At 38.9% G+C, this 26,256-nt stretch carries 23 protein-coding genes and 2 riboswitches; of the genes, 21 read left to right on the top strand and 2 right to left on the bottom strand.

The window, feature by feature from the left end; genetic code table 11:
* Nucleotides 1-52: 52 nt before the first annotated feature.
* Nucleotides 53-979, bottom strand: a complete 927-nt coding sequence (locus tag GY23_RS17295) for a DMT family transporter (protein WP_245827694.1) — start codon at nt 977-979, stop codon at nt 53-55.
* Between the two features lie 271 nt (nt 980-1,250).
* On the opposite strand from GY23_RS17295, the gene GY23_RS17290 reads away from it, so the two are divergent.
* From GY23_RS17290 to GY23_RS17230, 13 genes are all read left to right on the top strand, one after another.
* Nucleotides 1,251-1,748, top strand: coding sequence for a YehS family protein (locus GY23_RS17290; protein WP_075620435.1), 498 nt, complete (start codon nt 1,251-1,253; stop codon nt 1,746-1,748).
* 299 nt (nt 1,749-2,047) lie between these two features.
* Nucleotides 2,048-2,698 carry an HAD family hydrolase gene (locus GY23_RS17285; protein WP_075620434.1) on the top strand — a complete coding sequence of 217 codons (651 nt, stop codon included), beginning with the start codon at nt 2,048-2,050 and terminating at the stop codon, nt 2,696-2,698.
* Nucleotides 2,695-3,312 (top strand): NUDIX hydrolase, encoded by a 618-nt coding sequence (locus tag GY23_RS17280; RefSeq protein WP_075620433.1) that lies wholly within the window; start codon nt 2,695-2,697, stop codon nt 3,310-3,312. The genes GY23_RS17285 and GY23_RS17280 overlap by 4 nt, the downstream gene beginning before the upstream one ends.
* An 84-nt stretch (nt 3,313-3,396) precedes the next feature.
* On the top strand, nt 3,397-3,960 hold the full coding sequence (locus tag GY23_RS17275) for an HAD-IIIA family hydrolase (protein ID WP_425435005.1): 564 nt from the start codon (nt 3,397-3,399) through the stop codon (nt 3,958-3,960).
* 361 nt (nt 3,961-4,321) lie between these two features.
* Entirely contained in the window at nt 4,322-6,052 is a 1,731-nt protein-coding gene (locus tag GY23_RS17270) for a LysM peptidoglycan-binding domain-containing protein (protein WP_425435004.1), read from the top strand.
* Between the two features lie 54 nt (nt 6,053-6,106).
* Nucleotides 6,107-6,382, top strand: a complete 276-nt coding sequence (locus GY23_RS17265) for a hypothetical protein (RefSeq protein WP_075620430.1) — start codon at nt 6,107-6,109, stop codon at nt 6,380-6,382.
* A 204-nt stretch (nt 6,383-6,586) separates the two neighbouring features.
* Nucleotides 6,587-7,297 carry an EcsC family protein gene (locus GY23_RS17260; RefSeq protein ID WP_075620429.1) on the top strand — a complete coding sequence of 237 codons (711 nt, stop codon included), beginning with the start codon at nt 6,587-6,589 and terminating at the stop codon, nt 7,295-7,297.
* Nucleotides 7,298-7,317: 20 nt separating this feature from the next.
* Entirely contained in the window at nt 7,318-8,115 is a 798-nt protein-coding gene (locus GY23_RS17255; RefSeq protein ID WP_075620428.1) for a DUF4097 family beta strand repeat-containing protein, read from the top strand.
* A 365-nt stretch (nt 8,116-8,480) separates the two neighbouring features.
* Nucleotides 8,481-8,747: a DUF1292 domain-containing protein gene (locus GY23_RS17250; RefSeq protein ID WP_075620427.1), complete on the top strand. Its 267-nt coding sequence runs from the start codon at nt 8,481-8,483 to the stop codon at nt 8,745-8,747.
* A gap of 295 nt (nt 8,748-9,042) precedes the next feature.
* A complete protein-coding gene (locus GY23_RS17245) occupies nt 9,043-9,456 on the top strand; it encodes a MarR family winged helix-turn-helix transcriptional regulator (protein ID WP_342742428.1) in 414 nt (137 codons plus the stop codon).
* Nucleotides 9,449-11,173, top strand: a complete 1,725-nt coding sequence (locus GY23_RS17240) for an ABC transporter ATP-binding protein (protein WP_075620425.1) — start codon at nt 9,449-9,451, stop codon at nt 11,171-11,173. Before GY23_RS17245 ends, GY23_RS17240 begins: the two co-directional genes overlap by 8 nt.
* Nucleotides 11,170-13,029, top strand: a complete 1,860-nt coding sequence (locus GY23_RS17235; RefSeq protein WP_075620424.1) for an ABC transporter ATP-binding protein — start codon at nt 11,170-11,172, stop codon at nt 13,027-13,029. The genes GY23_RS17240 and GY23_RS17235 overlap by 4 nt, the downstream gene beginning before the upstream one ends.
* A gap of 494 nt (nt 13,030-13,523) precedes the next feature.
* Nucleotides 13,524-14,279 (top strand): exodeoxyribonuclease III, encoded by a 756-nt coding sequence (locus GY23_RS17230; RefSeq protein WP_075620449.1) that lies wholly within the window; start codon nt 13,524-13,526, stop codon nt 14,277-14,279.
* Nucleotides 14,280-14,636: 357 nt separating this feature from the next.
* Here the strand turns inward: GY23_RS17230 and GY23_RS17225 are convergent, their stop codons facing one another.
* On the bottom strand, nt 14,637-15,005 hold the full coding sequence (locus tag GY23_RS17225) for a hypothetical protein (protein WP_075620423.1): 369 nt from the start codon (nt 15,003-15,005) through the stop codon (nt 14,637-14,639).
* Nucleotides 15,006-15,234: 229 nt separating this feature from the next.
* Here GY23_RS17225 and GY23_RS17220 point away from each other — a divergent pair, with 229 nt between their 5' ends.
* The 8 genes from GY23_RS17220 (at nt 15,235) to GY23_RS17185 (ending at nt 25,899) form a co-directional block, all read left to right on the top strand.
* Nucleotides 15,235-15,438: a hypothetical protein gene (locus GY23_RS17220; protein ID WP_075620422.1), complete on the top strand. Its 204-nt coding sequence runs from the start codon at nt 15,235-15,237 to the stop codon at nt 15,436-15,438.
* A 112-nt stretch (nt 15,439-15,550) separates the two neighbouring features.
* Nucleotides 15,551-17,020 carry a nicotinate phosphoribosyltransferase gene (locus GY23_RS17215; RefSeq protein ID WP_075620421.1) on the top strand — a complete coding sequence of 490 codons (1,470 nt, stop codon included), beginning with the start codon at nt 15,551-15,553 and terminating at the stop codon, nt 17,018-17,020.
* A gap of 15 nt (nt 17,021-17,035) precedes the next feature.
* Nucleotides 17,036-17,860, top strand: coding sequence for an ammonia-dependent NAD(+) synthetase (gene nadE, locus GY23_RS17210; RefSeq protein ID WP_211270703.1), 825 nt, complete (start codon nt 17,036-17,038; stop codon nt 17,858-17,860).
* Nucleotides 17,861-18,007: 147 nt separating this feature from the next.
* Entirely contained in the window at nt 18,008-18,958 is a 951-nt protein-coding gene (locus tag GY23_RS17205; RefSeq protein WP_075620419.1) for an AAA family ATPase, read from the top strand.
* Nucleotides 18,955-20,169 (top strand): DUF58 domain-containing protein, encoded by a 1,215-nt coding sequence (locus GY23_RS17200; RefSeq protein ID WP_075620418.1) that lies wholly within the window; start codon nt 18,955-18,957, stop codon nt 20,167-20,169. Before GY23_RS17205 ends, GY23_RS17200 begins: the two co-directional genes overlap by 4 nt.
* A complete protein-coding gene (locus tag GY23_RS17195; protein WP_075620417.1) occupies nt 20,166-22,361 on the top strand; it encodes a DUF4129 domain-containing transglutaminase family protein in 2,196 nt (731 codons plus the stop codon). The genes GY23_RS17200 and GY23_RS17195 overlap by 4 nt, the downstream gene beginning before the upstream one ends.
* Nucleotides 22,362-22,395: 34 nt before the next feature.
* Nucleotides 22,396-22,497, top strand: a riboswitch (purine riboswitch).
* 143 nt (nt 22,498-22,640) lie between these two features.
* Nucleotides 22,641-24,179 (top strand): glutamine-hydrolyzing GMP synthase, encoded by a 1,539-nt coding sequence (gene guaA, locus GY23_RS17190; RefSeq protein ID WP_075620448.1) that lies wholly within the window; start codon nt 22,641-22,643, stop codon nt 24,177-24,179.
* Nucleotides 24,180-24,283: 104 nt separating this feature from the next.
* Nucleotides 24,284-24,385: riboswitch (purine riboswitch) on the top strand.
* A gap of 179 nt (nt 24,386-24,564) precedes the next feature.
* Nucleotides 24,565-25,899 (top strand): NCS2 family permease, encoded by a 1,335-nt coding sequence (locus GY23_RS17185; RefSeq protein WP_075620416.1) that lies wholly within the window; start codon nt 24,565-24,567, stop codon nt 25,897-25,899.
* The last annotated feature ends 357 nt before the right edge of the window (nt 25,900-26,256 follow it).

The raw sequence follows: 26,256 nt of genomic DNA, 5'->3' as shown, positions 1-26,256 counted from the left end.
ACAGGCATCCCTGCAGTTAAATGACTGCTGTGGATGCCTAATCAGTTCCTGCTTAAATGGATTTCATTCGCTTGAATGGGTTTGCCAGCAATGCTTTCTTTCCGAATATGTTCACGAGAAGTACACCCGAGATTGCAATCACTCCTCCTGCAATAGATAGAGGAGTAGGCAGTTCATGCAACCAGATCCAAGCCACTAAAATGGCAATGACCGGTTCGGCATAAAGCAGAGTGGAAACTGAGCTTGCATTGCCAATCGACAGTGCAACCGCCCACGTAATATATGCAATCGTAGCCGGGAAAATGCCAACGTAAACAGCCGAGAGATTCGCTCCGAGCGATGCGTTCTGGATGCTATCAAAAAGTCCGGGAGCGAAAATGAGAAACGGCAACGTGCCTGCCCATGTAAAATAAGCGGTCAGTTCAATCGGATTGTATTTTTTGAATAAAGGTTTCTGGTAGACAAAAAATATCGATGTTGCCAAGGCGGATATAAGAAATAGAAGGACTCCCGGGGATACGCCGGCTGACGGGTCTCCAGTGCCAAGTGAAATCAACAGGATTCCCGTAAAGCCAATCCCAAGCCCGATCCAACCCATCTGTCCGAGACGCTCTTTCAGCACGAGTACGGCAATGATGGTCGTGAAAATTGGCGTAGAGCCAATCAGCATCCCGGCAGTACCGGCAGAAACAGTCAACTGACCGAATGTGGCACAAATATGATAGACGCTAATGCCGATTACACCGAGCGATCCTATTTTCAAAATATCTTCTTTATGCGGCAGCTTGAACCTAAAACCAGGCAGCAAAGCAATCACGCAGAAAATCAACGAAGCGATCAGAAATCTAATTAATACCAAGTGCCCCGCAGAATAGCCACCTTTAAGGCTGAAGCTGATGGCGGCAAATGTGGACCCCCATATGATGACGCTTACCCCAGCGAGTAGTAAAGCTTTTGAATTCAATGATTTCTCCTCCATACTTGTACATCCAAATACTATATTTGGCGTACCCTTCCTATGATAGACCTTTCCGGTTGGAGGAAGCAATGGCTTATTGAAATGCAAATTCAATTTTTCAATCATCATTAGTGGCCCATAATTGATAAAAAATACCGAATTAAACCGAAACAAATACTGAATAGTCCTTAATATAATGGTGCACATCAAATGTGCTATTATTATTAGGTTGGAATCAAATGAAATTGATGAAGCTGTTGTGTAAATAGGGAATGTTAATGGAGGTTTATAGATGGATAATAATGATCTGTTAATTAGAGTCAGATATGCTCTGGATATAAAAAATAAAGATATGATCGAGATATTTAAACTGGGTGGCATTGAAGTAACTAAAGATGAACTGCTGAAGCTGCTGACTAAAACGAGTGAAGATGAAGATGCTTTCGCAGAGAATGAAGAGCAAATAAAATGTGATGATGTCATGTTGGAGTCATTCTTTAATGGCATGATTATTTTCAAAAGAGGCAAACAAGAACCAAAACCAGGTCAACCTGAAAGACCCGCATATTCGAATGAGAGAATGAACAATATCCTCTTAAAGAAATTGAAAATCGCACTGTCATTAACAAGTGAGGAAATGCTTGAAATATTAAAAGCGGCGAAATTCACTGTAACAAAAGGGGAATTAAACGCTTTATTACGAAAAGAAGGCCATAAGAATTATAAAGAGTGCGGAGATCAATTCGCTAGGAACTTCTTAAAAGGGCTAGCATTAACGTATAGAGTATAAAGGACAATCTCATAATAACTGCACCCCCATTCAATACACAAGAATTTAATATGTAGACCATCGGATATATTGGTCATAAATAAGTAGTAAAAGTATAGCCGCTTCTCACTAAGAGGAGTGGCTATTTTTAATTCATTCCTGCCATCTTGAAGACTGAGAAGTATACTAATACACCCAGTATATTGATAGATAAAATAATTGAACAAAAATGGATATGATAATATCACAGAAAGTATATTGATTATTAGGAATTATTTGGTAGAGTTAGAGTTGAGAATTTTCACACAAAGGAAGTGTTCATGATTAAAGCTATTATTTTTGATTTTGATGGAACATTAGCGAATACGTTGCCAATTTGTTTCGATGCTTTTCAGCATGTTTTCAAGGAGTTTGATAATACAGAACTTAATTCCGAAGAGATAAAATCAATGTTTGGACCATCTGAAACCGGTATTATTAGAGAAAATCTTTTGAATATAAACAAAGACGAAGCAATTGAACTGTACTACAAGATCTATTCAGAACACCATAATCGATTAGTAACAAGTAATAGTGATATTAATGATTTACTACAGTATCTGAAAGATACAGGAATTAAAATGGGCATTTTTACTGGCAAGGCGAGAAGAAGTTTGGATATATCTTTAAAAGCTTTACAGATGGAAGGGATGTTTGATGTCATCATTACAGGTGATGATGTGACTATGCCAAAACCTAATCCAGAGGGGTTAATAAAATCATTATCTCTTTTGGGAATTGATAATAGTGAGGCAATATTTGTGGGTGACAGTGATGCAGATATGTATGCGGGAATACAAGCGAATGTTTATACAATAGGAGTTCAGTGGCTACCAGATTTTCATTCTCTGGAATTTACGATTGAACCTAATACAATTGTAAAAAGTGTAAATGAGTTTATGGATGCTTTAAAAGTTGGAGTTTCAACATGAGTTATAAATGGTTGGAGTGGGCAAAAAGAATTCAAGCATTGTCTCAATCGGGATTAACCTTTTCAAAAGATGTTTACGATATGGAACGTTATGAGGAATTACGCAGTATTAGTGTGGAAATTATGGCAGAACACACTGAACTTGAAATGCAAAAAATTAAGGATTTGTTTACAAATGAAATCGGTTATCAAACTCCTAAAGTAGATGTTCGTGGAGTAGTTTTTAAAGATAATCAGATATTAATGGTAAGAGAAAATATTGACGGTAGATGGTCTTTACCGGGTGGGTTTTGTGATGTAGGTTTGTCGCCTTCTGAAAATATTGTTAAAGAAGTAAAAGAAGAATCTGGTTATGACGTAATTTCTACTAAGTTACTCGCTTTGATGGATAAAAATAAACATCCGCATCCTCCACAACCATATCATTATTATAAACTATTTATTCAATGTGAGATTATTGGTGGAAGTCCAACTGCTGGGATTGAGACGAATAGTATACAGTTTTTTTCTGCAACTAATTTGCCAACACTTTCTATTGATAGAAATACCGAGTCACAACTAATCACTCTTTTTGAATTCTTGGAGAATCCTACTAAAGAAACGATATTTGATTAAGTCGATCAATACTTTTGATAGAAATCTTTGAGTGATTGAGCCAGTAGGTTATCTTTCGCTAATCTACAACAGGAGGAGATGTTAGTGAGGAGAGCTGTATTTCTAGACCGTGACGGGACAATTGGAGGTACTGGAGGAGGAATACATCCATATGATTTTTCAATGTATGATTTCGCTCCTAAAGCTATAAAATCTCTTAATGAAATAGGTGTAAAAGTATTTCTTTTTACAAACCAAACTAGGGTAGGAAGAGGATATTTTACTGAAGATGAATTGTTAAAGGGATTTAAAATGATGGAGCAAGAACTAGCAATTCATTCAGCGTTTTTAGATGATATTTACTACTGTCCACATAAGCCTAACCACGGGTGTGAATGCCAAAAACCTAATATTGGATTATTATTAAAAGCAAAAGAGATACATAATTTAAAACTTGAAGAATGTTATGTTGTGGGTGATACGGGTGGTTCAGACATGTTAGCCGCAAATAAGGCCGGAACAAAAAAAGTATTAGTAAAAACAGGATGGGGGGAAAGTTCACTATCAAAGTATCGTGACCATTGGCAAGGCGTTGAAGCGGATTATATAGCGGATGATTTGGTAGATGCAGTGAACTGGATTTCAAATGATTTAAAAAAGAATGAATGAACTTGTTGATCTGCTTATCCTGTTTCCTCTAAGTTGGTTGTCATACATGAGTAATGAACTGCATATACTACTTTGACTGCGGAACTTAACCAGGTTGTCAGTCAAACGTCTAGGCTTATGCTTAGGCGTTTTTTGTCGTTTACACTTTATTTAATCTTCCATAAGACATGCACAATCTCCCTCTCACTACGATAGGCTATAGTATTCGTGGAAAATGAACGTAAAAAAAAGTGGATCTCTCCTTTTCTCGAATTAATAAATTGATAATGGAGGGTTTAACATACAAATTTTTTATACAGTTCGTTCTGGAGATACTCTGTTTAAGATAGCGAGACGCTGGGAGCTACCGGTGGAATCCCTTGTGGCTGCAAATAATTTGATACCGCCCTACACGATTTATGTAGGTCAACAGCTTTCCGTACCACCGGGAGTTGATGTCGTTCGTGTTAGACCTGGTGATACAGTCTATAAAATTGCTCAAACCTTTGGTGTCCCACAATCAGTTATTATCGAAGCAAACGGACTCCTTCCTCCTTATATTCTACATGTCGATCAACTGTTGAAAGTTCCTCCAGGTATCCCCTACTACGTGGTACGACCCGGAGACACACTGATTCAAATAGCGAGGCGCTTTAATGTAACGACAAATGGTGTGTGTAATCTCGAACTGATCAGAATGTTGAATCAGCTTCCATCGACTATTATACTCCCTGGTATGCAGTTGCTTATTCCTTATGCTCCTCCTGGTGGCCAGGGATTAATTGCGTATACAGCCAATGTAAACGGAGAGTATGATATATGGTTATATAACCTAGATGATGGTGAGGATGTACAACTTACAACCGCTTTGGGAGAATCATTTTCGATTCCATTTTGGTCTCCTGACAGTAATATGATCGCCTTTGTAGGTAAAAATCAAATTCTTTATGTCCTCCAATTATCTGATAGGACTATTATCCGTATTGACCAGTTTAGTGAAGGGTTAGGCGTTTATTTAAATTGGTCACCGGACAGCCAAAAACTCGTGTATGCAAAGCAGAATGACATCACTTTGTATCATATAAACACACATCAAGTCCAAAAAATTAACCAAGCGGGTGCGACTGATGTCCAGTGGTTTCCGAGCGGCACACAATTACTTTTTCAAGCATCCGACGCATCAGAGATTAGTCAGCTTTATCGCATTCAATCCAATGGGACTAATAAACAACAGATTACTCAAAATTCGGGAGGCCGTTATAACGATGTGCGTCTTTCCCCGGATGGAACCCATATACTCTATACATCTCCAGGTGCAAGCATCTCCATTATTTACATCTTAGAAATCTCCACTGGGAGTGTATTTGAAGTAAAGGGAGGACCGCTAGCTAAAAATTATTTCCCATTATGGTCCCCTGATTCATCGACCATTGCATACAGTGCCACAGCATTTGAAGATGTCGGCTATTTTTCTCAGATTAGAACCACAGGAAGACGAGGAGAGAACGACGTGACAAAAGCGATTTCAAATTGCTTTGCCACACCAGTTACATGGTCTCCAGATGGCAGGGAAATTGCCTATCTTTCGGATTGTGACAATGGAATGGCAAGTGAGATCTGGATGCTGGACTTATTTCATCCTGTGCCGATTCGATTACTAGAAAGAACACTCGTTACGTCTTTGCAATGGTCTCCTATACCAGTTACTCCTACTAAAGAAACCTATACCAGTGAAGTCTATCATGTTCAATTTCAATACCCTTCGCATTGGGAGAGGCTAACTGACGAGAGGTATGAAGGACCAGATGGTTTCTTTCAGATTTCTGCGATTTCCGGGGATGAACCGCTTAGTGAGATTTGCTACAATGAAGCATTTCACCAACTCTTACCATACGGTTCCGAACCTCGCGTCAGTCATACACAAATCCAACAACAAGAAGCATGTTTCATTTTCCCCTCAGAGGATCAACCGCCAGAAATGAGAGGTCAAGCCGCTTTGATTGTCCGGTATCCAGAACCAATAGAAATAGAAGGAACTACCTACAATTTCTTCATCTTGTGGGTTGATCAGGATCATCTGAATGAAATAAGTTCTACACTTATTTTTCTGTAATATATTTTTCAAAAGACAAAGTTCTTCATAATTTTTTGAAGGGAGTTATACGTCATGCAGCGGATTAAATTTATAATCAAGCAGTTCATGAAAGAACCTTTGTGGTTCAAAATCTTGATTTCTTCCACATTGCTGATTTCAATTATTTTTAGCAGTTCACTTTTTGCAGACAATGCCACTTATCAAGGTTTATCCAAATTGGCTGCAGCAATCTTTTTTTGTGCATATGGTTACAAACTGCGTAGAAATCGTTTGACTTCGGTAATCTTGTTTGCAGCTGCAATTATTTGCATTTATCTAGTCTGGTACAGTGTAAGCTTTGTTTTTTAGAAATGGCCTTTCATCGGTTAATAAAACTGGTGGAGGGCCATTCTTTTAAGTGCCATTACCTCTGTAGTTAGGAAGTGGCTTGATAACTACTACGTCTCAAGTCTGAGATGTAAACACTCCATAGGTCCATTTGATTGAATGACGTAGGGGATATAATAGATATAACGAGTTAACTGATAGTGATGGGCAGAAGGAGTAGGGCATATGGTTGAATATAGGGAAATGGTAGAACAAGAAGTACTTTTTTGGAAAATGAAGATAACAAGACAATCCGGACTCTTTAGCCGGGTATCCAAAACTGCACAAACAAGAATAAATGGGATGATCCCCGAGAAGTTTCATAAAGTGATGACGGAAAGTATTAAAAATATGGTGAAGGCATCGCTTGTTGGCTCAAATATAACGACGAAAAAACGATCATCTATCGAACTTAGTCTCTTTGAGCGAGACAAACTATTTAAGGAAAAGCTTTCTTCATTCAGAAGAACCGCTGTAATTGAAGGAGCGGGAACAGGGGCTGGAGGTATTCTGCTAGGTCTTGCTGACTTTCCATTGCTACTATCCATAAAAATGAAATTTTTGTTTGAAGCTGCAGCAGTTTATGGGTTCGATACAGATGATCCAGAAGAAAGACTGTTTATCTTGCATATATTCCTACTAGCCTTTTCAAGTGAAGAAAAAAGAAAAGAGACGATGTTGATTATTGAGAACTGGGAACAACGGAAACAGTTAATAGCTGATATGGATTGGCGGGATTTTCAACAGGAATATCGGGATACTATTGATTTAGTGAAAATGTTCCAAATGGTACCGGGAATAGGAGCGGTAGTTGGAGCGTTTGCCAATTATAATTTGCTCGACCAACTCGGAGAAACCGCAATGAATTCATATCGGATGCGTTTAATACAAACTTAATAAAAAGGGGCTGAAAAAAGATGTTTTATAAAAACAAAACGATTTTCTTATTATCACTTTTGCTAGTGGTAGCAGGTGGAATTCTACTTATTTTTACCGTTAGTAATGTTTTTGACAACAAGGAAACTAAAAAAGTCATTGAAGATTCTTCATTTACAAAGATAGACGTGTTGACAAACAATGCTGCAGTGGAAATTGTACCAACTAAAGATTCAGAAGCAACTGTAGAATATTCTGGGGCAAGCAAGAAGGCGAAATTCACTTTTGATGTAAATGTAAAAGGAGAAACACTTAACGTTCAACTTAAAGAGAAACGTCGATTCTTATTTTTGTTTGGATTCCATACGAAAGACTTAAAATTAACAGTTAGCATTCCAGAGAAACAATATGAAAGCATCCAAGTCGAAAGTGACAATGGGAGAATCACGGCAGAAAATATACAAGCAGATACACTTAAGTTAGAGACTGATAATGGGCAAATCCAAGTAAGAAACACAGAAACTGAAACGACAGATGTTGATACCGATAACGGCCAAATCATTTTTGAACATGTCAAAGGTGAAATTAAAGGCAGATCAGATAATGGGAGAATCTCTATGACCACAAAGAGCTTGAACCAACCAATCGATCTAGAAACAGACAATGGCAGCATCGAGATCAAAACGGACTCGGAACCAACAAATGCGACCATCGAAACGAAAATTGATAACGGCAAGGTTACCATATTTGGAAACGACAGCAAACGTGCCATTTACGGCAATGGAAAACATTTAATTAAGTTAGAGACAGATAATGGTCGAATCACGGTAACTAAATGAGTTCATTCAACTGAACCAAAATATTGTGTACACATAATACTACTTCTCATATAAATGGGAGGTAGTATTTTGGTTTTACTGAAACTACGAAACCAATTTGGAAAGACTCTGGAAAGTACGTATTAATCCATCCATGATCCGAATTATTGTAGGAAAAGGAGATGCAGGAGAGTTAATGGAAGACCTCGATCAAGCATTGCGGTAGAATAGAAACTTACACCTTCGAAGATACACGTATGAAACGGCTCCGTGGGTTTGTTTAGGTTCTAAATCTTGGCTTAATAAAGTTATCTCAGTGGTATTTGAAGGAATTAAACCATCTATGTAGAAATTAATGGTAGACAGTCTCGGGAGGGGAAAATTATATGGAACCGATTAAAGTTGGCGATATCTTTACGTTGATGGATGAGAATGATCAGGAACAGGAAATTGAAGTGCTAGGTACGTTGAGTATTGATGGAGCAGACTATGCGGCAGTTGGATTTACAGAGGAAATTATAGAAGAAACCGAAGAAGATATTGATGTCTTCTTTTTAAGAGTGGAAGATGACGAACAATTGTCCATTATCGAGAGTGACGAAGAATTCGATATGGTATCGGCTGCTTTTACAGAAGTCGGAGAAGATGAATAAAAGCTTTGGATTGTTTATCAATTCAATACAAAATAAAGACCTATCTTAAGTTCAATGAACTTAAGATAGGTCTTTATTTGTTTCAAAAGTTTATATGACTTTTTATTTACAGTTTTAGTGAGATACAGATTGACTACACATCATAATGGATGTAAGTTTAATAGACCGATTGCGAACTGTTCATTTTAGAACAGTTTACTAATGAAGGGGTTGTGGAATTCATTTGGATATCAATAATCAGAAATTAACACGTTCGATCCAGTTATTACGTTCTTTTTCGAACATACAGAAGAACATGATGCGATTCGTTCAAAAGTCAGCTTTGGAAAATGGATTGTCAGTTCCTCAATATACAATTATGATGACAATCATTCATCATAAGGAAATGACACAAAAAGTTGTGGGAGAGAAAACATTTCTTCCTAAAAGTACACTGAGTCAAGCAGTCGATGGTCTTGTTCGAGAAGGTTTGCTTGATCGCCAACAAGTGGAGGGAAACCGTCGGGAAATTCTGTTGTCTCTCAATGAAAAAGGGATGGAACGTATTAAGATGATTCATCTGCAGGAAGGCGGGATTCATCAAATTTTCCATTCCGTCGTAGAATCGTTGACTGAAAGCCAAGTTGAAGAACTGCTCGGTACACACCACCAAATTACTACATTTCTAGAGACATACATTTCAGAACAAGGGGAGGTTCAAAATGATTAAATTACTGAAAAACTTATCCGTTTATAAATGGATTGTCTTAGCCGTCATCGTTCTTGTTTTTATTCAATCAATGTCCGACCTCTTTTTGCCTACATTAATGGCAGACATTATAGACAAAGGCGTTGTGACTGGAGACACCCCGTATATATGGAAGATTGGTGCGGTCATGCTGTTAGTTTCAGCACTGGGTGCCATTGCATCCATTATTGCTAGCTATTATTCTGCCAAAGCAGCAATGGGGCTAGGTCGAGATATTCGCCGAAAAGTCTTTACGCATGTTGGGAAGTTTTCACTCCAAGAATTTGACGAAGTGGGAACAGCGTCACTGATCACCAGAACGACCAATGACATTACGCAAGTCCAACAAGTAGTCATCATGATGTTACGTATGGTTGTTAGTGCCCCGATTATGTTAGTCGGCGGACTCATTATGGCCGTATCGAAGGATGCAAAACTTTCACTTGTAATTGTTGCGACCATGCCAGTTTTGATTGGTTCAATCCTGCTAATCCTAAAAAAAGGGGTACCCCTTTTCCAAACCGTGCAAAAACGTTTGGACCGTTTGAATTTAGTGTTAAGAGAAAATCTTACAGGAATTCGCGTCATTCGTGCTTTTAACCGTGAACCCGAAGAAAAAATACGCCTTGAGAAAGCAAATAAAGAGTTAACAGATGTGTCAATCAAGGTAAATAAAGTCATGGCATTTATGATGCCGATCATGATGCTCGTTATGAACTTGACGGTCGTTGGGATTATTTGGTTTGGTGGCATCCGAATTAATAATGGAGCTATGCAAATCGGAGATTTAATGGCATTTATTCAATATGTCATGCAAATTATGTTTGCACTTGTGATGGCGTCGATGATGTTCATCATGATTCCACGTGCAGCTGTTTCTGCAAAACGGATTAACGAAGTGTTGGAAATGAAACCATCATTCGTTGATGAAGGGACAGAAAAAGCTGACATAGAACACGGTACGCTTGAATTTGAAAACGTCTCGTTCAGTTATCCAGGAGCTGAAGAACCTGCATTATCTGATATCAGTTTTTCTGCAAAAGCTGGTGAAATAACTGCCATTATTGGGGGAACAGGTTCAGGGAAATCAACACTTGTCAATTTGATTCCACGGTTTTATGACATTTCAAGTGGAACCATTCGCGTAAACGGCGTTGATATTCGAAAGGCTTCACAAGATGAAGTACGTTCGAAAATCGGTTTCGTCCCACAAAAAGCTGTCCTGTTTACAGGTACGATTGAGGACAATATTCGCTTTGGAAAACAAGATGCCACGCAAGCTGAAATGGAGCACGCAGCTACAATTGCACAAGCCGAAGATTTCATTGGCAAAATGACAGATGGTTATGCTGCAGAAGTTGAGCAAGGTGGCTCTAACTTATCGGGAGGCCAAAAACAACGATTGTCGATTGCCCGTGCACTTATAAGAAAACCTGATTTGTATATATTCGATGATAGCTTCTCCGCACTTGATTTCAAGACAGACGCTAAACTTCGAGCTGCATTGAAAGATGAAACAAAAAATGCAACCGTCTTGCTAGTAGCACAACGTGTCAGTACGGTCGTAGATGCAGACCGAATTATCGTATTAGATGAGGGGCGCATTGTTGGGATGGGCACACATCAAGAATTGCTTGATACGAATGCTGTATACCGTGAAATCGCACTATCACAGCTTTCAGAGGAGGAAATTGCATGAGCAAGATTAAAAAACCTCAAAGTGGCGGACAGGTAGGGCACGGTCCTGGTGGCGGTAACATGATGATGATGGGGCAAAAAGCCAAAGATTTTAAGGGAACGCTAAAACGTCTATTGATTTATTTGAAACCACGTCGCAATCAATTGATTGCCGTTTTCTTTGCAGCCATTTTAAGTACGGTTTTCATGATTGTTGGACCTAAACTCATGGGGAACGCCATTACCGAGTTATTTGAAGGAGCATACGGGAAATTCCAAGGAGTACCGGGAGCAGCCATTGACTTTGAAAAAATTGGCCAGATTCTGCTCGTACTTGCTGGACTGTATGTCTTAAGTAGCCTATTTAGCTACGTACAACAATATATTATGTCCAGTGTTGCACAAGAAACTGTGTATGATCTTCGAGAAGATGTGAATAAAAAGCTGGAGAAACTCCCGCTCAAATATTTTGATGGACGCTCTAACGGGGAAACCCTTAGCCGAATGACCAACGACATTGATACAATCGGCAGCACACTTCAACAAAGTTTGACGCAATTCATCACATCGATTGTAACGATTATTGGGATTATCATCATGATGCTTTCGATTAGTCCACTCCTGACGTTAATTGCAATTGTCAGCTTACCGTTGTCTATTTTTGCAATTGGGCCGATTTTGAAAAGGTCCCAAAAGCACTTTGCTGATCAACAGCGTACACTTGGGGAATTAAATGGTCACATTGAAGAAATGTATACGGGTCACCAAGTTGTAAAAGCATTTGGACATGAGAAAAAGTCAGGTGCCCAGTTTGATCAAGTTAATGAAGAATTGTATAAAGCAGGAAGCAAAGCACAGTTTATTTCAGGGATCATCATGCCGATGATGTTCTTTATCGGCAATATAAGTTATGTGTTGATTAGTGTTGTCGGCGGGATTTTAGTCACACAACGTGCCATTTCAATCGGTGATATTCAAGCATTCATCACCTATTCGAAACAATTCACCCAGCCAATCACACAAACCGCTAACATTGCGAACATTATCCAATCAACGGTCGCAGCTGCTGAGCGTGTATTTGAATTGCTTGATGAAGGGGAAGAAACGAAAGACATTACGACAGAAAGTTTAACGCGTGCACAAGGTGCTGTCACTTTTGAACATGTGGACTTCGGATATACTGAAGACTTGTTGATTCAAGATATGAACATCGATGTTTTACCTGGTCAGACGGTGGCAATCGTTGGGCCTACGGGTGCTGGGAAAACGACAATGATCAATCTATTGATGAGATTTTACGAATTGAATGGTGGAAAGATCAAGATTGATGGTCGAGATACACGGAATATGTCTCGAAGCGATCTCCGAAATAGTTTTGGCATGGTCCTTCAAGACACATGGCTCTTTAAAGGAACCATTAAAGATAATATCGCCTATGGAAAAAACGGAGCAACTGATGAAGAAGTTTTTGCAGCCGCTGACACCGCACATGCGGATCATTTCATACGGACACTGCCAGACGGGTATGAAACTGTGTTAAATGAAGAAGCTTCGAACATCTCACAAGGGCAAAAGCAACTTCTGACAATCGCTCGAGCGGTATTGGCAGATCCTCCAATTATGATATTGGATGAAGCAACGTCAAGTGTCGACACGCGAACTGAAGTCTTTATCCAAAAAGCCATGAACCTACTGATGGAGGGACGAACTAGTTTTGTCATTGCCCATCGTCTTTCAACAATTAAAGATGCTGATTTGATTTTGGTGATGGACCAAGGGAAAGTGATTGAACAAGGAACACATGAGGAACTGTTAGAGAAAAATGGTTTCTACGCAGACCTCTATAACAGTCAGTTTTCAGAAAAAGTAGCAGGATAAATAGGAAGAGACTCATTTCATCATCGAAATGAGTCTCTTTATTAAAAGAGAAGTATAATATTTTGGACTACCCGAACTCAGTGTTCATGGAAGTTCTTTATCGAAATGAGCATAGAATGTAGGAAACGCTGTGTAGGAATCGCAAAACGATTTTTACTCCCTACATTTTCATATATCTAATTAATACAAGTCGATCAGAAGCTCTAGTTCTTGCTATTAGTTGGAGGTTTATAACAATTTTCATAGAATTATTAGGATGGGTTCTGATAAAACATCCAGGTATATAACTTTTAACAAAATGTATATGGATTATCAACCTTGGCTATCTCTCATATACTCAAGTATTTTTGTTAGTCCATTTGTAGCTGCTGTTATATATCTTTATAATATCTTAAGCTAATTGAGCTTAAGAAGACCTATTCTTGTGTGATTTGTTATATTAGAGTACTGGTTAGTATACAAAAAAATAGATTCAACAAGAGGTGTAACACATGATGAAGTTAGTATCGTGGAATGTAAATGGCATAAGAGCATGTGTGAAAAAAGGGTTTCTGGAGTATTTTCAACAAGTGAATGCAGATATATTTTGCTTGCAGGAGACGAAGTTACAAGCCGGACAAATCGAATTACAACTTGAAGGATACCATCAATATTGGAACTATGCTTTGAAAAAAGGGTACTCTGGGACAGCTGTATTTACCAAGATAAAGCCACTCTCGGTCAGGTATGGCATAGGGGAATTGAACGAAGAGGCCGAGGGTAGAATTCTGACATTGGAATATGATCAGTTTTATTTAGTGAACATCTATACACCAAATGCAAAGAGAGATTTAACAAGACTTTCTTATCGCTTAGAATGGGAAGATGAAATCAGAACGTATTTACAGCAATTAGATCAAGTGAAACCGGTGATTATGTGTGGCGATTTAAATGTGGCACATGAAGAGATCGATTTAAAAAATGCGAAATCTAACCGAGGGAATTCGGGGTTTACAATAGAGGAACGAGGCAAGATGACAGCGTTACTAGAGGAAGGATTTATCGATACGTTTCGATATTTTTATCCAGAGCAAGAAGGAGCATATACATGGTGGTCTTACATGAATAAGGTGAGGGAGCGTAATATCGGATGGAGAATCGATTATTTCATTACATCCACTCGAGTGGCCGAATGTTTGAAGGATGCTTATATACATCCCAAAACTTTGGGGAGCGACCATTGCCCAATTATTTTAGAAATTGACTGTTGATAAAAAGTCTACAATTCTAAAACATCGCTATATGGCCTTCTAATAGTTAAGGTGAGGCCACTTAAAAAGTCCCTCCAACCTAAACTAGCGATTCATTCCTCGATAGGAAAGGCTCGTTATTATTTGTATACACTGGACGGAAATATATGGTATCAATATGCCCAGGCAGAATCAGCTTAGGCGACTTTCAAGTGGTAGCCGGAGCGAGAAGACTGGCAGTGATTTTCTGCCTGGCTTCTCGAGGGAGGCATCCACAAAGCGCCGAAGCGTGTATGATAGGGAATACTTAATCCGGTCATAATGTTGAACCTTTCAGTTTCCTCCCTTTCTGTTTCGAAAGGCTTTTTAAGTGCCAACCTATCTAAATCGTTTCAAGACTAACTTTTTTGTGTATAATGTGGAACCTACAAAGCCTGCTAAATAGGCGACTAGTAAAACAAATAGTAATGTGAAACTAAAGACAAAATGACTACTATACAACTCACTGAGTACAATAAAGAGGGCTGCACAAATCCCCCCCATATTCGGAGAGTATTTTTTGTAATAATGCATAACAACAAGACCGCCAATAAATGCAATCACAAAGAAATTGATTTTAACGAGTAAAGCAAAGGAAATAGTGGGAAGTAATTTCATTTCAATGAACATTAAAAACTGAAGAACGATAAATTGAACCACTAGCGAGATTAAGATGACACCTAGCCAATCAAATTTTTTCCCTTTCACATGCAACAACCTCCTTATATTCGAAGTGTATGCATAGCAATGTCTAAAAAGAATGCGGAAGTTATACATCTATATATAGAAGGAAAAGAATGCTACATAATTGTCCAGTGTACTGGTATATGAGTTCTTTTTTATTTTAACAATAGAAATTACCCAGTAATCGTAGAATATCGAGTATAATGAAGTTAAGGTAAGAATAATCATTTCTTTAGAGTAAGGAGGATTTCACATGACTGAAAACAATGAGCCAAACCAAGTAGAAGAACCAAAAAAGAAAATGACTTTAAAAGAAGCGATGCAACAGCAGCTTGAAGCGAAGAAAAACCAATCAGCTAGCAACAATGCAAAAGGAAATTCAACGCAGTCTGCAAAAAAAATGCAAAGTCAACAAACGAAAAAAGTTAGTAACACACGAAGAAAAATGGGCACCTAATGTTGAAACGCAAACCAATTCTCATATTGGTTTGCGTTTTTGTTAAGAGAGAAAAAAACAGGGTATATAGTGTATACTAAACACAATGATGAACGTGGAAGAAGGGGTATTTATGTCGTCAAAATACGCGGATGATAGTCTTGCGTTACATACAGACTTATATCAAATAAATATGTCGGAAGCTTACTGGGCAGATGGGATACACAACCGTAAAGCAGTATTTGAGTTGTTTTTCCGCAACTTGCCTTTTGGAAATGGCTATGCGATTTTTGCTGGCCTTGAACGTGTACTTGACTTTCTTCGTGATTTTCATCTTTCTGATAGCGATCTTGCCTATTTGCAGGACGAGTTAGGCTATAAAGAAGACTTCATCAACTATTTACGCGATGTGAGATTTACGGGTGACGTCTATTCAATGGTAGAAGGTGAGCTTGTTTTTGCAAATGAGCCAATTATGAGAATTGAAGCTCCACTTGTCGAGGCACAACTTATTGAAACGGCACTTTTAAATATCGTCAATTACCAAACCTTAATTGCGACGAAAGCTAGCCGAATCAAACAAATTGTGAAATCCGATGTCGTGATGGAATTTGGGACCCGTCGTGCACAAGAGATGGATGCGGCGATTTGGGGTACCCGTGCGACCATTATTGGCGGACTGGATGCGACGAGTAATGTGCGAGCTGGAAAAAAATTCGGCATTCCCGTAGCTGGTACTCATGCCCATTCACTCGTTCAAGCCTACAAAAGTGAATATGAAGCTTTTCATGCGTATGCAAAACGTCATAAAGACTGTGTGTTCCTTGTCGATACGTATAATACCCTGAAAATTGGTGTTCCTACTGCGATTCAAGTCGCAAAAGAACTGGGAGATAAAAATAACTTCGTTGGCATTCGTTTAGATAGTGGTGATATTTCCTTCCTTTCGAAAGAAGCCCGTCGAATGCTTGATGAAGCTGGATTTCCAGATGCTAAAATCGTCGTATCCAATGATTTAGATGAATATACGATTTTGAACTTAAAAGCACAAGGTGCGAAAGTGGATATGTGGGGAATTGGCACTAAGTTAATCACTGCATATGATCAACCAGCATTAGGTGCCGTGTACAAAATTGTTTCCATTGAAAATGACGAAGGCGTGATGGAAGACACAATCAAAATTTCTTCCACAACTGAAAAGGTGACCACACCAGGTCGCAAAAGGCTATATCGTATTATTGACCGTGAAAATGGGAAAGCAGAAGGCGATTATATCACCATGTATGATGAAGATCCTACACATGAAAAACGCTTGAAAATGTTCCATCCAGTCCATACATTCGTTTCGAAATTTGTAACAAACTTTGAAGCAAAAGATCTCCATACAAAAGTAATTGAAAATGGAGAAATCATTTATAAGAATCCAACTTTATTCGAAATGAAAGATTATGCGACAGCGAATTTGGAATTGCTATGGGATGAATACAAACGCTCATTAAATCCAGAAGAATATCCAGTGGATTTAAGCCAAAAATGTTGGGATAACAAAATGCGAAACATCCAGGAAGTACAAGAAATGGTTGACCGCATGCATTACTCTTAAGGAGGCACGCTGATGATAAACTTACAACAAGCAATTATTGAAGAATTACAAGTCAAACCGACGATTGATCCTCAAGAAGAAATTCGGACTTCAATTAATTTTATGAAAAACTATTTGAAGAAACATCCTTTCTTAAAGGGATTAGTTCTTGGGATTTCCGGTGGCCAAGATTCTACACTCGCAGGTAAACTAGCTCAAATGGCAGTGGATGAATTAAATGATGAAGCGGGAGCACAAACCTATTCTTTCAATGCAGTTCGTTTACCTTATGGTCTCCAGTTCGATGAAGAGGATTGCCAAGATGCGCTGGATTTCATCCAACCAACCAAAGTCTATACAGTAAATATTAAAGACGCAGTCGATGCTAGCAAACGTGCACTTGACGCTTCTGGCATTACGCTATCTGATTTTGCTAAAGGGAATGAAAAAGCACGTGAGCGAATGAAAGTACAGTATTCAATCGCCGCTATGCATCATGCGGTTGTCCTTGGAACGGATCATGCAGCAGAAGCAATCACCGGTTTCTATACAAAGTATGGGGATGGTGGAGCTGATTTAGTGCCTCTTTTCCGTTTAAACAAACGACAAGGGAAACAAATGTTGAAGGTGCTTGGATGCCCCGAACACTTGTATACAAAGGTTCCGACTGCAGATTTAGAAGAAAATCGACCAGCATTGCCGGATGAAGTGGCTCTTGGTGTTCCCTATGAGCAGATCGATGACTATTTAGAAGGAAAAGAAATTCCTTCTGAGTCACGGGAAAAAATCGAAGGATATTATTTACGTTCACAGCATAAACGTCATATGCCCATTACCATCTTTGATGAATTTTGGAAATAACAAACAACACACATGGCTATCGCTATGTGTGTTTTCTTATTTTCAAAGAGTTGTTTAATCGGTAAAATTTAGGTAAACTAATGATATAAAGTGCAAATTTTCTAACAAATAAAATAAAGTATGTAGGGCAATTGGAGGAAAAGAGATATGAAAAATCAAGAGAAAATCCTTTCGATTATAGATAACATTGAGCGTGTAATGATTGGGAAGCGTGATATTGCAGAATTGAGTGTGGTTGCACTCATCGCTCAGGGACATGTTTTGCTTGAAGACGTTCCGGGCGTAGGAAAAACTATGATGGTACGTGCGTTAGCCAAATCGGTCGGTGCACAGTTCAAACGGATTCAGTTCACTCCGGATTTATTGCCATCCGATGTTATTGGTGTTTCTATATATAACCCAAAAGAAATGGAATTCCAGTTCAGACCCGGTCCGATTATGGGGAATATTGTATTAGCTGATGAAATTAACAGAACGTCTCCTAAAACACAATCGGCACTTCTCGAAGGGATGGAAGAAGCCACCGTCACAATTGATGGCGAAACGATGATTATTCCTAAACCATTTTTCGTTATGGCAACTCAAAACCCAATTGAATATGAGGGAACCTACCCACTTCCAGAAGCACAATTAGATCGTTTCTTATTAAAACTTCGAATGGGATATCCTACACATGCCGAGGAAATTGAAGTATTAAAACGTGCTGAAAGATCCGCACCAATTGAAGACTTAACTGCGGTTATTTCACTCGAAGACTTACTCCACTTACAAAAAGAAGTTAAAGAAATCATCGTTGATGATACAATCAAAAATTATATTGTTGATTTAGCAAACCGTACTAGAAAAGATTCATATGTTTATTTAGGTGTAAGTCCGCGGGGATCTTTAGCTTTGATGAAAGCGTCACAAGCTTTGGCTATGTTAAGAGGGAGAGACTATGTTACACCAGATGATGTGCAATATTTAGCACCATTTGTTTTTAGTCATCGGATGATGTTACGTTCAGAGGCACGGTACGATGGGATTACTCCTGAAGAAATCGTTGAACGTATTTTAGCAAAAACCAATGTCCCGATTAAGAGACTTGTAAAACAATGAAGAAATTAAAAGAATCGTGGGCATTGGGAGGTAGACTCCTTTTTGTCATTCTTCTATTAATCTCAGCTTTTACATTTGCCATGTTTCAAGGGGGCTTTGTTAGTTGGTTTATTTTCTATACCATTCTCCCATTTACGTTGTATTCCATCGCATTTTTCTTTAGTCCGATTTCAAAAATCGAAGTGGAACGTTATATTCAAACGGCTCAAATACGTAAAGGCGGAAAATTTATCGTTACGATAAAAATAAAGAGACCATCTCGCTATCCCATGCTCTATTTAGTTGTAAATGAAATCACACAAAGTGCTCCACTTATGCGTCATGCCGGGCACCAATTAAAAACAATCAAAATGGTTGGGTTCAAACAGACCATTGAATGGACATATGAAATTGATCATATGCCGCGTGGTGAACATAAATTGGACGGAGTTGAAATTACCGTCAGTGACTTTTTTGGATGGGTGAAAAAATCCCGTATCATCCCTTTGAAGCATACGGTCATTGTCTACCCGAATATCACGGAGATGATTTATATGCCAATTGAAACTCGATACGATCAAGGTGCCGCGGCTTCTCCGTTTACGATTGTTAAAGATACGACAATGGCGACTGGAGTCCGAGACTATCAACCAGGAGATCGTGTGTCATGGATTCACTGGAAATCATTTGCCCGTACACAGACTTTACGAACAAAAGAGTTTGAGGACCGACAATCACAAGATTTATTTATTCTAGTTGATCGGAAAGATTCGAATCATTTTGAAGAACAGATTGAATTGACCGCATCGGTGTTACATGCGGTCGTACGTAATCAAGCAAGTGCAGCACTCCTATCTTTAGGAGCGAGCCGTTTTTACTTGCCGGCTGTCCAAAGTGAGGATCATTTGCAACGGACGATGTTCCATTTGGCGAAAGTGGAAGCTGATTTAAAACAACCAATCGAGAAAATATTACCGAAGGACCCAGCGATGTCGAGTGCTACGTCGATTCTCCTCATCACTGGAGATTTAACATCAGGTATGATTGAAGCCATTCCAAAAGCAGCAAAAAACCTGCGTAAGTGTACATGCTTTGTCGTAGTGAAAAAAGGCGAAAAGTTATCGAAACAAGCAATTACAATTCATCAACTTGCACGTTCTAGAGGGATGACAATTCACGTGCTGTCCCAAGATCACTTCGCAAATGCCTTTACGGAGGTGGGTCGTTCATGAAGATCAGTCTAAGAAATAAATGGTTACAAGCTATTTTTTATGTACTCGTGTTCTTCTTATTGCGTGAATGGCTGATCCCAGTTGTAGAGTTAACAGATACGAACTATTTGTCTATATTCCTGGCTTTTATTGTGCTGTGTTTTGTCTTTAGTTTTTTATCGATTCCTTGGTGGCTTTCAGGACTAGGGAAACTCGTATATATCTTTTGGGTTCTAATTTTTATTTATACAGATCAGGTATTTTTCTCACCTGAAGGATTTTCATTCTTAATAAAAGATGTTTTTATTAATCTGGAGGCACTCATGAGTCGGGATTTATCTGTCGTTACAGATTCATTCCGAACAGTATTGTTCTTTTTGTTATTGTGGATGACTGCCTATTTAATTCATCATTGGATAAGTGTCCGATTAAATATCTTCTTATTTTTCTTCATGACCGTCATATTCATGGCCGTCCTGGATACATTTAGTCCGTACGATGCCGATGGTGCGATTCTTCGTGTCATGCTAGTCGGCTTACTTCTTTCTGGCTTATTGAAAGTAGCTAAAATCTTTGAAAGCAATCACATATCCATGGGGCAGGGGAAATATACAAATTTGATTGTGCCGCTCATTGTACTTGTCGGGTTTAGTGGTGCAATGGGATATTTACTTCCGAAAGCAGCTCCAGTGTGGGCTGATCCAGTTCCTTTTATCCAATCATTTGCTGATGGGGCAGGTGGGGGACAAGGCAGTGCAAAAGGAGTCGGAAGGATTGGATACGGTGAAGATGATTCTAATCTAGGGGGGGCATACCTCCCTGATTCTACTGTTGTGTTTGAAGCAACTGTAAAAACACCGCAGTACTGGAAGATTGAAACGAAAGATACGTACACATCAAAAGGATGGGAACAATCTGTTGGTTCCAATGAAATTCGAAATTACACAGTTGGTGATCAGATCGATACCGGAATCGCAGTCGGTCCGGTTGAAGACCACGATGTTGCTTCTTTTACGTTTTTGTTGCAATATCCTTTCCTTATGTATCCATATGGATCGATCGCAGCGGAAGCACCGGTTGGAACGACTTTCTCCATTTCTAACAATACGCAAAAAATTGAGACGTTCCAGCAGAATGATAAGGTGGAATTGAAAGAATACAGTATCTCCTTCAGTGAGCCGTCATACAGTTTAACTGCTTTGCGTGCGACGACTACGGAATCTCTGGCGCAATTGACACCAGAGTTCGATCGCTACTTACAATTACCAGAAGGATTACCAGAGCGTGTTCGAGAACTTGCATATTCAATTACAGAAGATAAAACTAGTTTGTATGAGAAAGCTCGAGCACTAGAAAGCTATTTCCCTAGAAACGGATTTATTTACGATCAGACTAATGTATCTATTCCCAAGTCGAGTCAAGACTATGTAGACCAATTTTTATTTGAAACAAAACGTGGGTATTGTGATAATTTCTCCACATCCATGGTTGTCATGCTTCGTTCATTAGATATTCCTGCCCGTTGGGTAAAGGGATTTGCTGAAGGGGAAGCAATGCGAAATGATAATGGTGACAGAGTGTATCAAATCACCAATAACAATGCACACTCTTGGGTAGAAGCTTACTTACCAGGAATCGGATGGATGCCATTTGAACCTACAATTGGCTTCAGTGGAACAGGAAACATTGATTTTGATTTAGAATCAGATTCAACCGAAACACCAGCAGTACCACTTGCACCAAAGAAACCGGAAAAACCGAAAGCTGCTGTTGCTTCAGACAGCAAATCGATTTCCGAAAGATTCACGGAGATGATGGAAGATGTGGCGGATTGGGTTTCCGAAAATCGTGTACAAATCATCTTTGGAAGTATAGCTTTGATTGCCCTTGGCTTAATCCTGTACAGAATTAGAAAAAGGTGGATGCCCAAACTATTAGTTCCATATTATCGTTTGCGGAAAGAAAATTGGCAATCGTTTGAAACGAGCTATCACCATTTGTTACATCAACTTTCCTTGTTTGGTATTAAACGCGGAGAAGGACAGACACTCCAATCCTATGCAAAATATGTAGATGGTTTCTTTGGTACGAAAGATATGAAAACGTTAACATCTGCATACGAAAAAGGTTTCTACGGCAGGGAAATAAAGTCTCATGAATGGGTGCAATTAAGGGAAAGTTGGGAAAATTTAATCAATCGGACAAGCGGTTGATTTTACGATAAACAACCTGTAGAATTGAGGAAAATTATACAGACCGGTTTGCCCTCATATATGTCCGATGATACGGTTCGGATGTCTCTACCAAGTTGCCGAAAATGACTTGACTATGAAGGCGGGTGCACACATGTCTATTTATGGGCATTTGTTTGCATTCGCTTTTTTCATGTAGAGAGCAAAAGAACGCGTAGAAAGGTTTTCTTTCCTACGCGTTTTTTTATTAAGGGCGTCGGAAATCCAATTGAAGAGGTGGACACATTGTCAGCAACCCCCATGTTGAAAGAGCAAGAAAAAATCGTCGTACTTGATTTCGGTAGTCAATACAATCAGTTAATTACTCGTCGAATTCGTGAATTTGGTGTCTATAGTGAATTGCACCCACACACAGTATCGGCTGAAGATTTAACAGCAATGAATGCAACAGGTATCATCTTTTCTGGTGGGCCAAATTCAGTCTACGATGAAAATGCATTTCGCGTAGATCCATCTATATTTGAATTGAATTTACCGATATTAGGTATTTGCTACGGTATGCAATTAATGGCTATGCATTTTGGCGGCAAAGTCGAAAAGGCATCCCATAGAGAATATGGAAAAGCGGAAGTTACCGTTATTAAAGACAGTACTTTATTCAAAGATATACCAACTGAGCAAGTTGTCTGGATGAGTCATGGTGACCATGTAACGGCTGCACCTGAAGGATTTGAAGTAATCGCAACTAGTCCGTCATGCTCGATTGCGGCAATGGCTGACGAGTCACGTGGTTTATATGCCGTTCAATTCCACCCAGAAGTACGCCATTCTGTTCACGGGATTGAATTATTACGTCAATTTGTCTTTGGTGTATGTAAAGCTAAAGGCGATTGGTCAATGGAAAGCTTCATTGAACTTGAAATCGAAAAGATCCGCCAAGAAGTTGGCGATAAAAAAGTATTATGTGCACTAAGTGGTGGAGTGGATTCATCTGTCGTGGCGGTATTGATTCACAAAGCAATTGGCGATCAGCTTACATGTGTCTTCGTAGACCATGGTTTACTTCGCAAAGGTGAAGCTGAAGGCGTAATGAAGACATTTGCTGACGGATTCAATATGAACGTAATCAAAATTGACGCTAAAGAACGTTTTATGAACAAGTTAGCTGGCGTATCAGATCCAGAAACAAAACGTAAAATTATTGGTAATGAGTTCATTTATGTATTTGACGATGAAGCGTCTAAACTAGAAGGTATGGATTTCCTTGCACAAGGAACTCTTTATACTGATATCATCGAAAGTGGTACGGCTACAGCACAAACTATTAAGTCTCACCACAATGTAGGTGGATTGCCTGAAGATATGCAGTTTAAATTGATCGAACCACTAAATACATTGTTTAAAGACGAAGTGCGTGCACTTGGAACTGAACTAGGTATGCCGGATGAAATCGTGTGGCGTCAACCATTCCCAGGTCCTGGTCTTGGCATTCGAGTATTAGGTGCAATCACTGAAGAAAAACTTGAAATCGTTCGTGAATCTGACGCGATCTTGCGAGATGAAGTTACTAAAGCGGGTCTAGAGCGAGATATTTGGCAATACTTCACCGTCCTTCCTGATATTCGCAGCGTCGGTGTAATGGGAGATGCGCGTACCTATGATTACGCTATTGGCATCCGTGCAGTTACCTCGATCGACGGAATGACTTCTGACTGGGCACGTATCCCTTGGGACGTTTTGGAAAAAATCAGCGTCCGAATCGTCAATGAAGTTCCTAACATTAATCGTGTATTGTATGACATTACGAGTAAACCACCTGCAACAATTGAGTGGGAATAGGCATTTAAACTAAAAAATTCGTTTAATACGAACTATATTCGTTTATTTTTCAATAATGTTCGTAAATAGGGTTGATTTCATTGTCTATAAAATGTTATAGTACATATGAAATTAAATACTGTCGTCGTATAATGTCGGGAATATGGCCCGAAAGTTTCTACCGAGTTACCGTAAATGACTCGACTACGATTTAGTGAGGCGGACCGTTCCGTCTTACTTATCTCTTATTAACGATTGTTGATAAGAAAATCGGAGGCATGCGACGTTTTGTTGCATGCTTTTTTCTATATAAACTAATAAAAACTCGAATTCTACTAACAAGTGGAATGAGAGAGTAGTTTAATATAGAAGAAACAACGTGTACACGACAACACGGAGGAAAAACATGAAAAAGTATTTTCAATTTGAAGAACTAGGAACGAACTATCGTCGCGAAATCATTGGCGGGTTAACAACCTTCTTGGCGATGGCATACATTCTTGTAGTCAATCCACTGACTTTATCGCTTGATTCTGTTAAGGACTTTCCTGATGAACTGAGAATGAATTACGGTTCTATATTTATGGCAACAGCTTTGGCTGCGGCAATTGGTTGTTTTCTAATGGGAATATTAGCGAAGTATCCGATTGCGCTTGCCCCAGGCATGGGTCTTAACGCATTTTTTGCCTATACGGTTATCTTGAATTTAGGAATCCCGTGGCAAACGGCTTTAACAGGTGTATTAGTTTCAGGTATTATTTTTATTCTTCTCTCATTATCAGGTATTCGTGAAACGATAATTAACGCAATTCCAACTGAATTGAAATATGCAATTGGTGCTGGAATCGGCTTATACATTACTTTTATAGGTTTTCAAAATGCCGGTATAATTGTTAACAATCCAGCTACAATGGTTGGTTTAGGAGATTTAAGAAATAGTTCCACACTACTTGCAATTTTCGGCTTGGTGGTTACAGTTATTTTAATTGTTCGCGGTATTAATGGCGGAATATTCTTTGGGATGCTGGCAGCGGCCGTAGTTGGAATGATTTTTAGTGTAGTAGAGATACCGAGTGCTATTATTGGGAATGTTCCAAGTATAGCCCCTACATTCGGTGTTGCATTGGAACCGATTTTCAACAATCCGGGATCATTAATGACGGTAGATTTCCTTGTAGTAGTTTTGACTTTCTTATTCGTTGCTTTCTTTGACACGGCTGGCACGTTGGTGGCAGTGGCAAATCAGGCTGGATTAATTAAAGACGATAAACTTCCCCGAGCAGGAAAAGCACTTTTTGCTGATGCATCGGCAACAGTAGTTGGAGCGGTGTTAGGTACATCAACAACGACGTCTTATATTGAATCTAGTTCAGGTGTTGCAGCTGGAGCTCGTTCGGGCTTTGCTGCTGTAGTTACTGGCGTATTATTCTTAGTATCTATTTTATTCTTCCCTCTATTAGAAGTAATTACTAGTGCTGTTACTGCTCCCGCATTAATAATAGTAGGAGTTCTGATGGTTTCAGCATTAGGTAAAATTGATTGGACGAAGTTTGAAATAGCGGTGCCTGCATTCTTGACTATGATTGCGATGCCTCTGGGTTATAGTATTGCCACTGGGATAGCGTTTGGATTCATTTTCTACCCAATCACGATGGTCGTGTCTGGAAAAGGGAAACAAGTTCATCCAATTATGTATGGATTGTTTGTAATCTTTATTCTTTATTTTGCATTCTTAACTTAAGTCTGAGAAGAGTTTCTTGTAAGTAGAGAAGCTCTTCTTTTTCTTTATGTAAATAGTAGATTCATATGTTTCAGTTTTGTAATGATAATGTAACTTGTATTAATTGAACTTTCTGATATTATTAAGATTATAAGATTTTCATTATAGCGTTGACTTCTACTAGTCAGACTGATATATTATTAAAGTTGTCGATTTGAACGCAATAACGAAATTGATTAAGCAAAACATTTTATTGACATGACAATGAATAATTGTTACGATATGAAAGTCGCTAATTTAATCGCAACGAAGTAAATAGTAATGGCAAAACTTTTTGTTGACACAACAATGAGGATTTGCTAAGATATAAGAGTTGCT

It is taken from the genome of Paenisporosarcina indica (assembly GCF_001939075.1).
Classification (GTDB): domain Bacteria; phylum Bacillota; class Bacilli; order Bacillales_A; family Planococcaceae; genus Paenisporosarcina; species Paenisporosarcina indica.
Note: the sequence above shows the minus strand (reverse complement) of the source record. Positions and strands in the feature narration are given on the sequence as shown.

Coding starts and splice junctions, on each gene's coding strand:
- GY23_RS17240 (WP_075620425.1), top strand. CDS start 9,449: ATGATTAAATTACTGAAAAACTTATCCGTTTATAAATGGATTGTCTTA.
- GY23_RS17230 (WP_075620449.1), top strand. CDS start 13,524: ATGAAGTTAGTATCGTGGAATGTAAATGGCATAAGAGCATGTGTGAAA.
- GY23_RS17290 (WP_075620435.1), top strand. CDS start 1,251: ATGGATAATAATGATCTGTTAATTAGAGTCAGATATGCTCTGGATATA.
- GY23_RS17285 (WP_075620434.1), top strand. CDS start 2,048: ATGATTAAAGCTATTATTTTTGATTTTGATGGAACATTAGCGAATACG.
- GY23_RS17250 (WP_075620427.1), top strand. CDS start 8,481: ATGGAACCGATTAAAGTTGGCGATATCTTTACGTTGATGGATGAGAAT.
- GY23_RS17195 (WP_075620417.1), top strand. CDS start 20,166: ATGAAGATCAGTCTAAGAAATAAATGGTTACAAGCTATTTTTTATGTA.
- GY23_RS17200 (WP_075620418.1), top strand. CDS start 18,955: ATGAAGAAATTAAAAGAATCGTGGGCATTGGGAGGTAGACTCCTTTTT.
- GY23_RS17255 (WP_075620428.1), top strand. CDS start 7,318: ATGTTTTATAAAAACAAAACGATTTTCTTATTATCACTTTTGCTAGTG.
- GY23_RS17295 (WP_245827694.1), bottom strand. CDS start 979: ATGGAGGAGAAATCATTGAATTCAAAAGCTTTACTACTCGCTGGGGTA.
- GY23_RS17235 (WP_075620424.1), top strand. CDS start 11,170: ATGAGCAAGATTAAAAAACCTCAAAGTGGCGGACAGGTAGGGCACGGT.
- GY23_RS17245 (WP_342742428.1), top strand. CDS start 9,043: ATGATGCGATTCGTTCAAAAGTCAGCTTTGGAAAATGGATTGTCAGTT.
- GY23_RS17220 (WP_075620422.1), top strand. CDS start 15,235: ATGACTGAAAACAATGAGCCAAACCAAGTAGAAGAACCAAAAAAGAAA.
- guaA (WP_075620448.1), top strand. CDS start 22,641: ATGTTGAAAGAGCAAGAAAAAATCGTCGTACTTGATTTCGGTAGTCAA.
- GY23_RS17265 (WP_075620430.1), top strand. CDS start 6,107: ATGCAGCGGATTAAATTTATAATCAAGCAGTTCATGAAAGAACCTTTG.
- GY23_RS17185 (WP_075620416.1), top strand. CDS start 24,565: ATGAAAAAGTATTTTCAATTTGAAGAACTAGGAACGAACTATCGTCGC.
- GY23_RS17205 (WP_075620419.1), top strand. CDS start 18,008: ATGAAAAATCAAGAGAAAATCCTTTCGATTATAGATAACATTGAGCGT.
- GY23_RS17260 (WP_075620429.1), top strand. CDS start 6,587: ATGGTTGAATATAGGGAAATGGTAGAACAAGAAGTACTTTTTTGGAAA.
- GY23_RS17215 (WP_075620421.1), top strand. CDS start 15,551: ATGTCGTCAAAATACGCGGATGATAGTCTTGCGTTACATACAGACTTA.
- GY23_RS17280 (WP_075620433.1), top strand. CDS start 2,695: ATGAGTTATAAATGGTTGGAGTGGGCAAAAAGAATTCAAGCATTGTCT.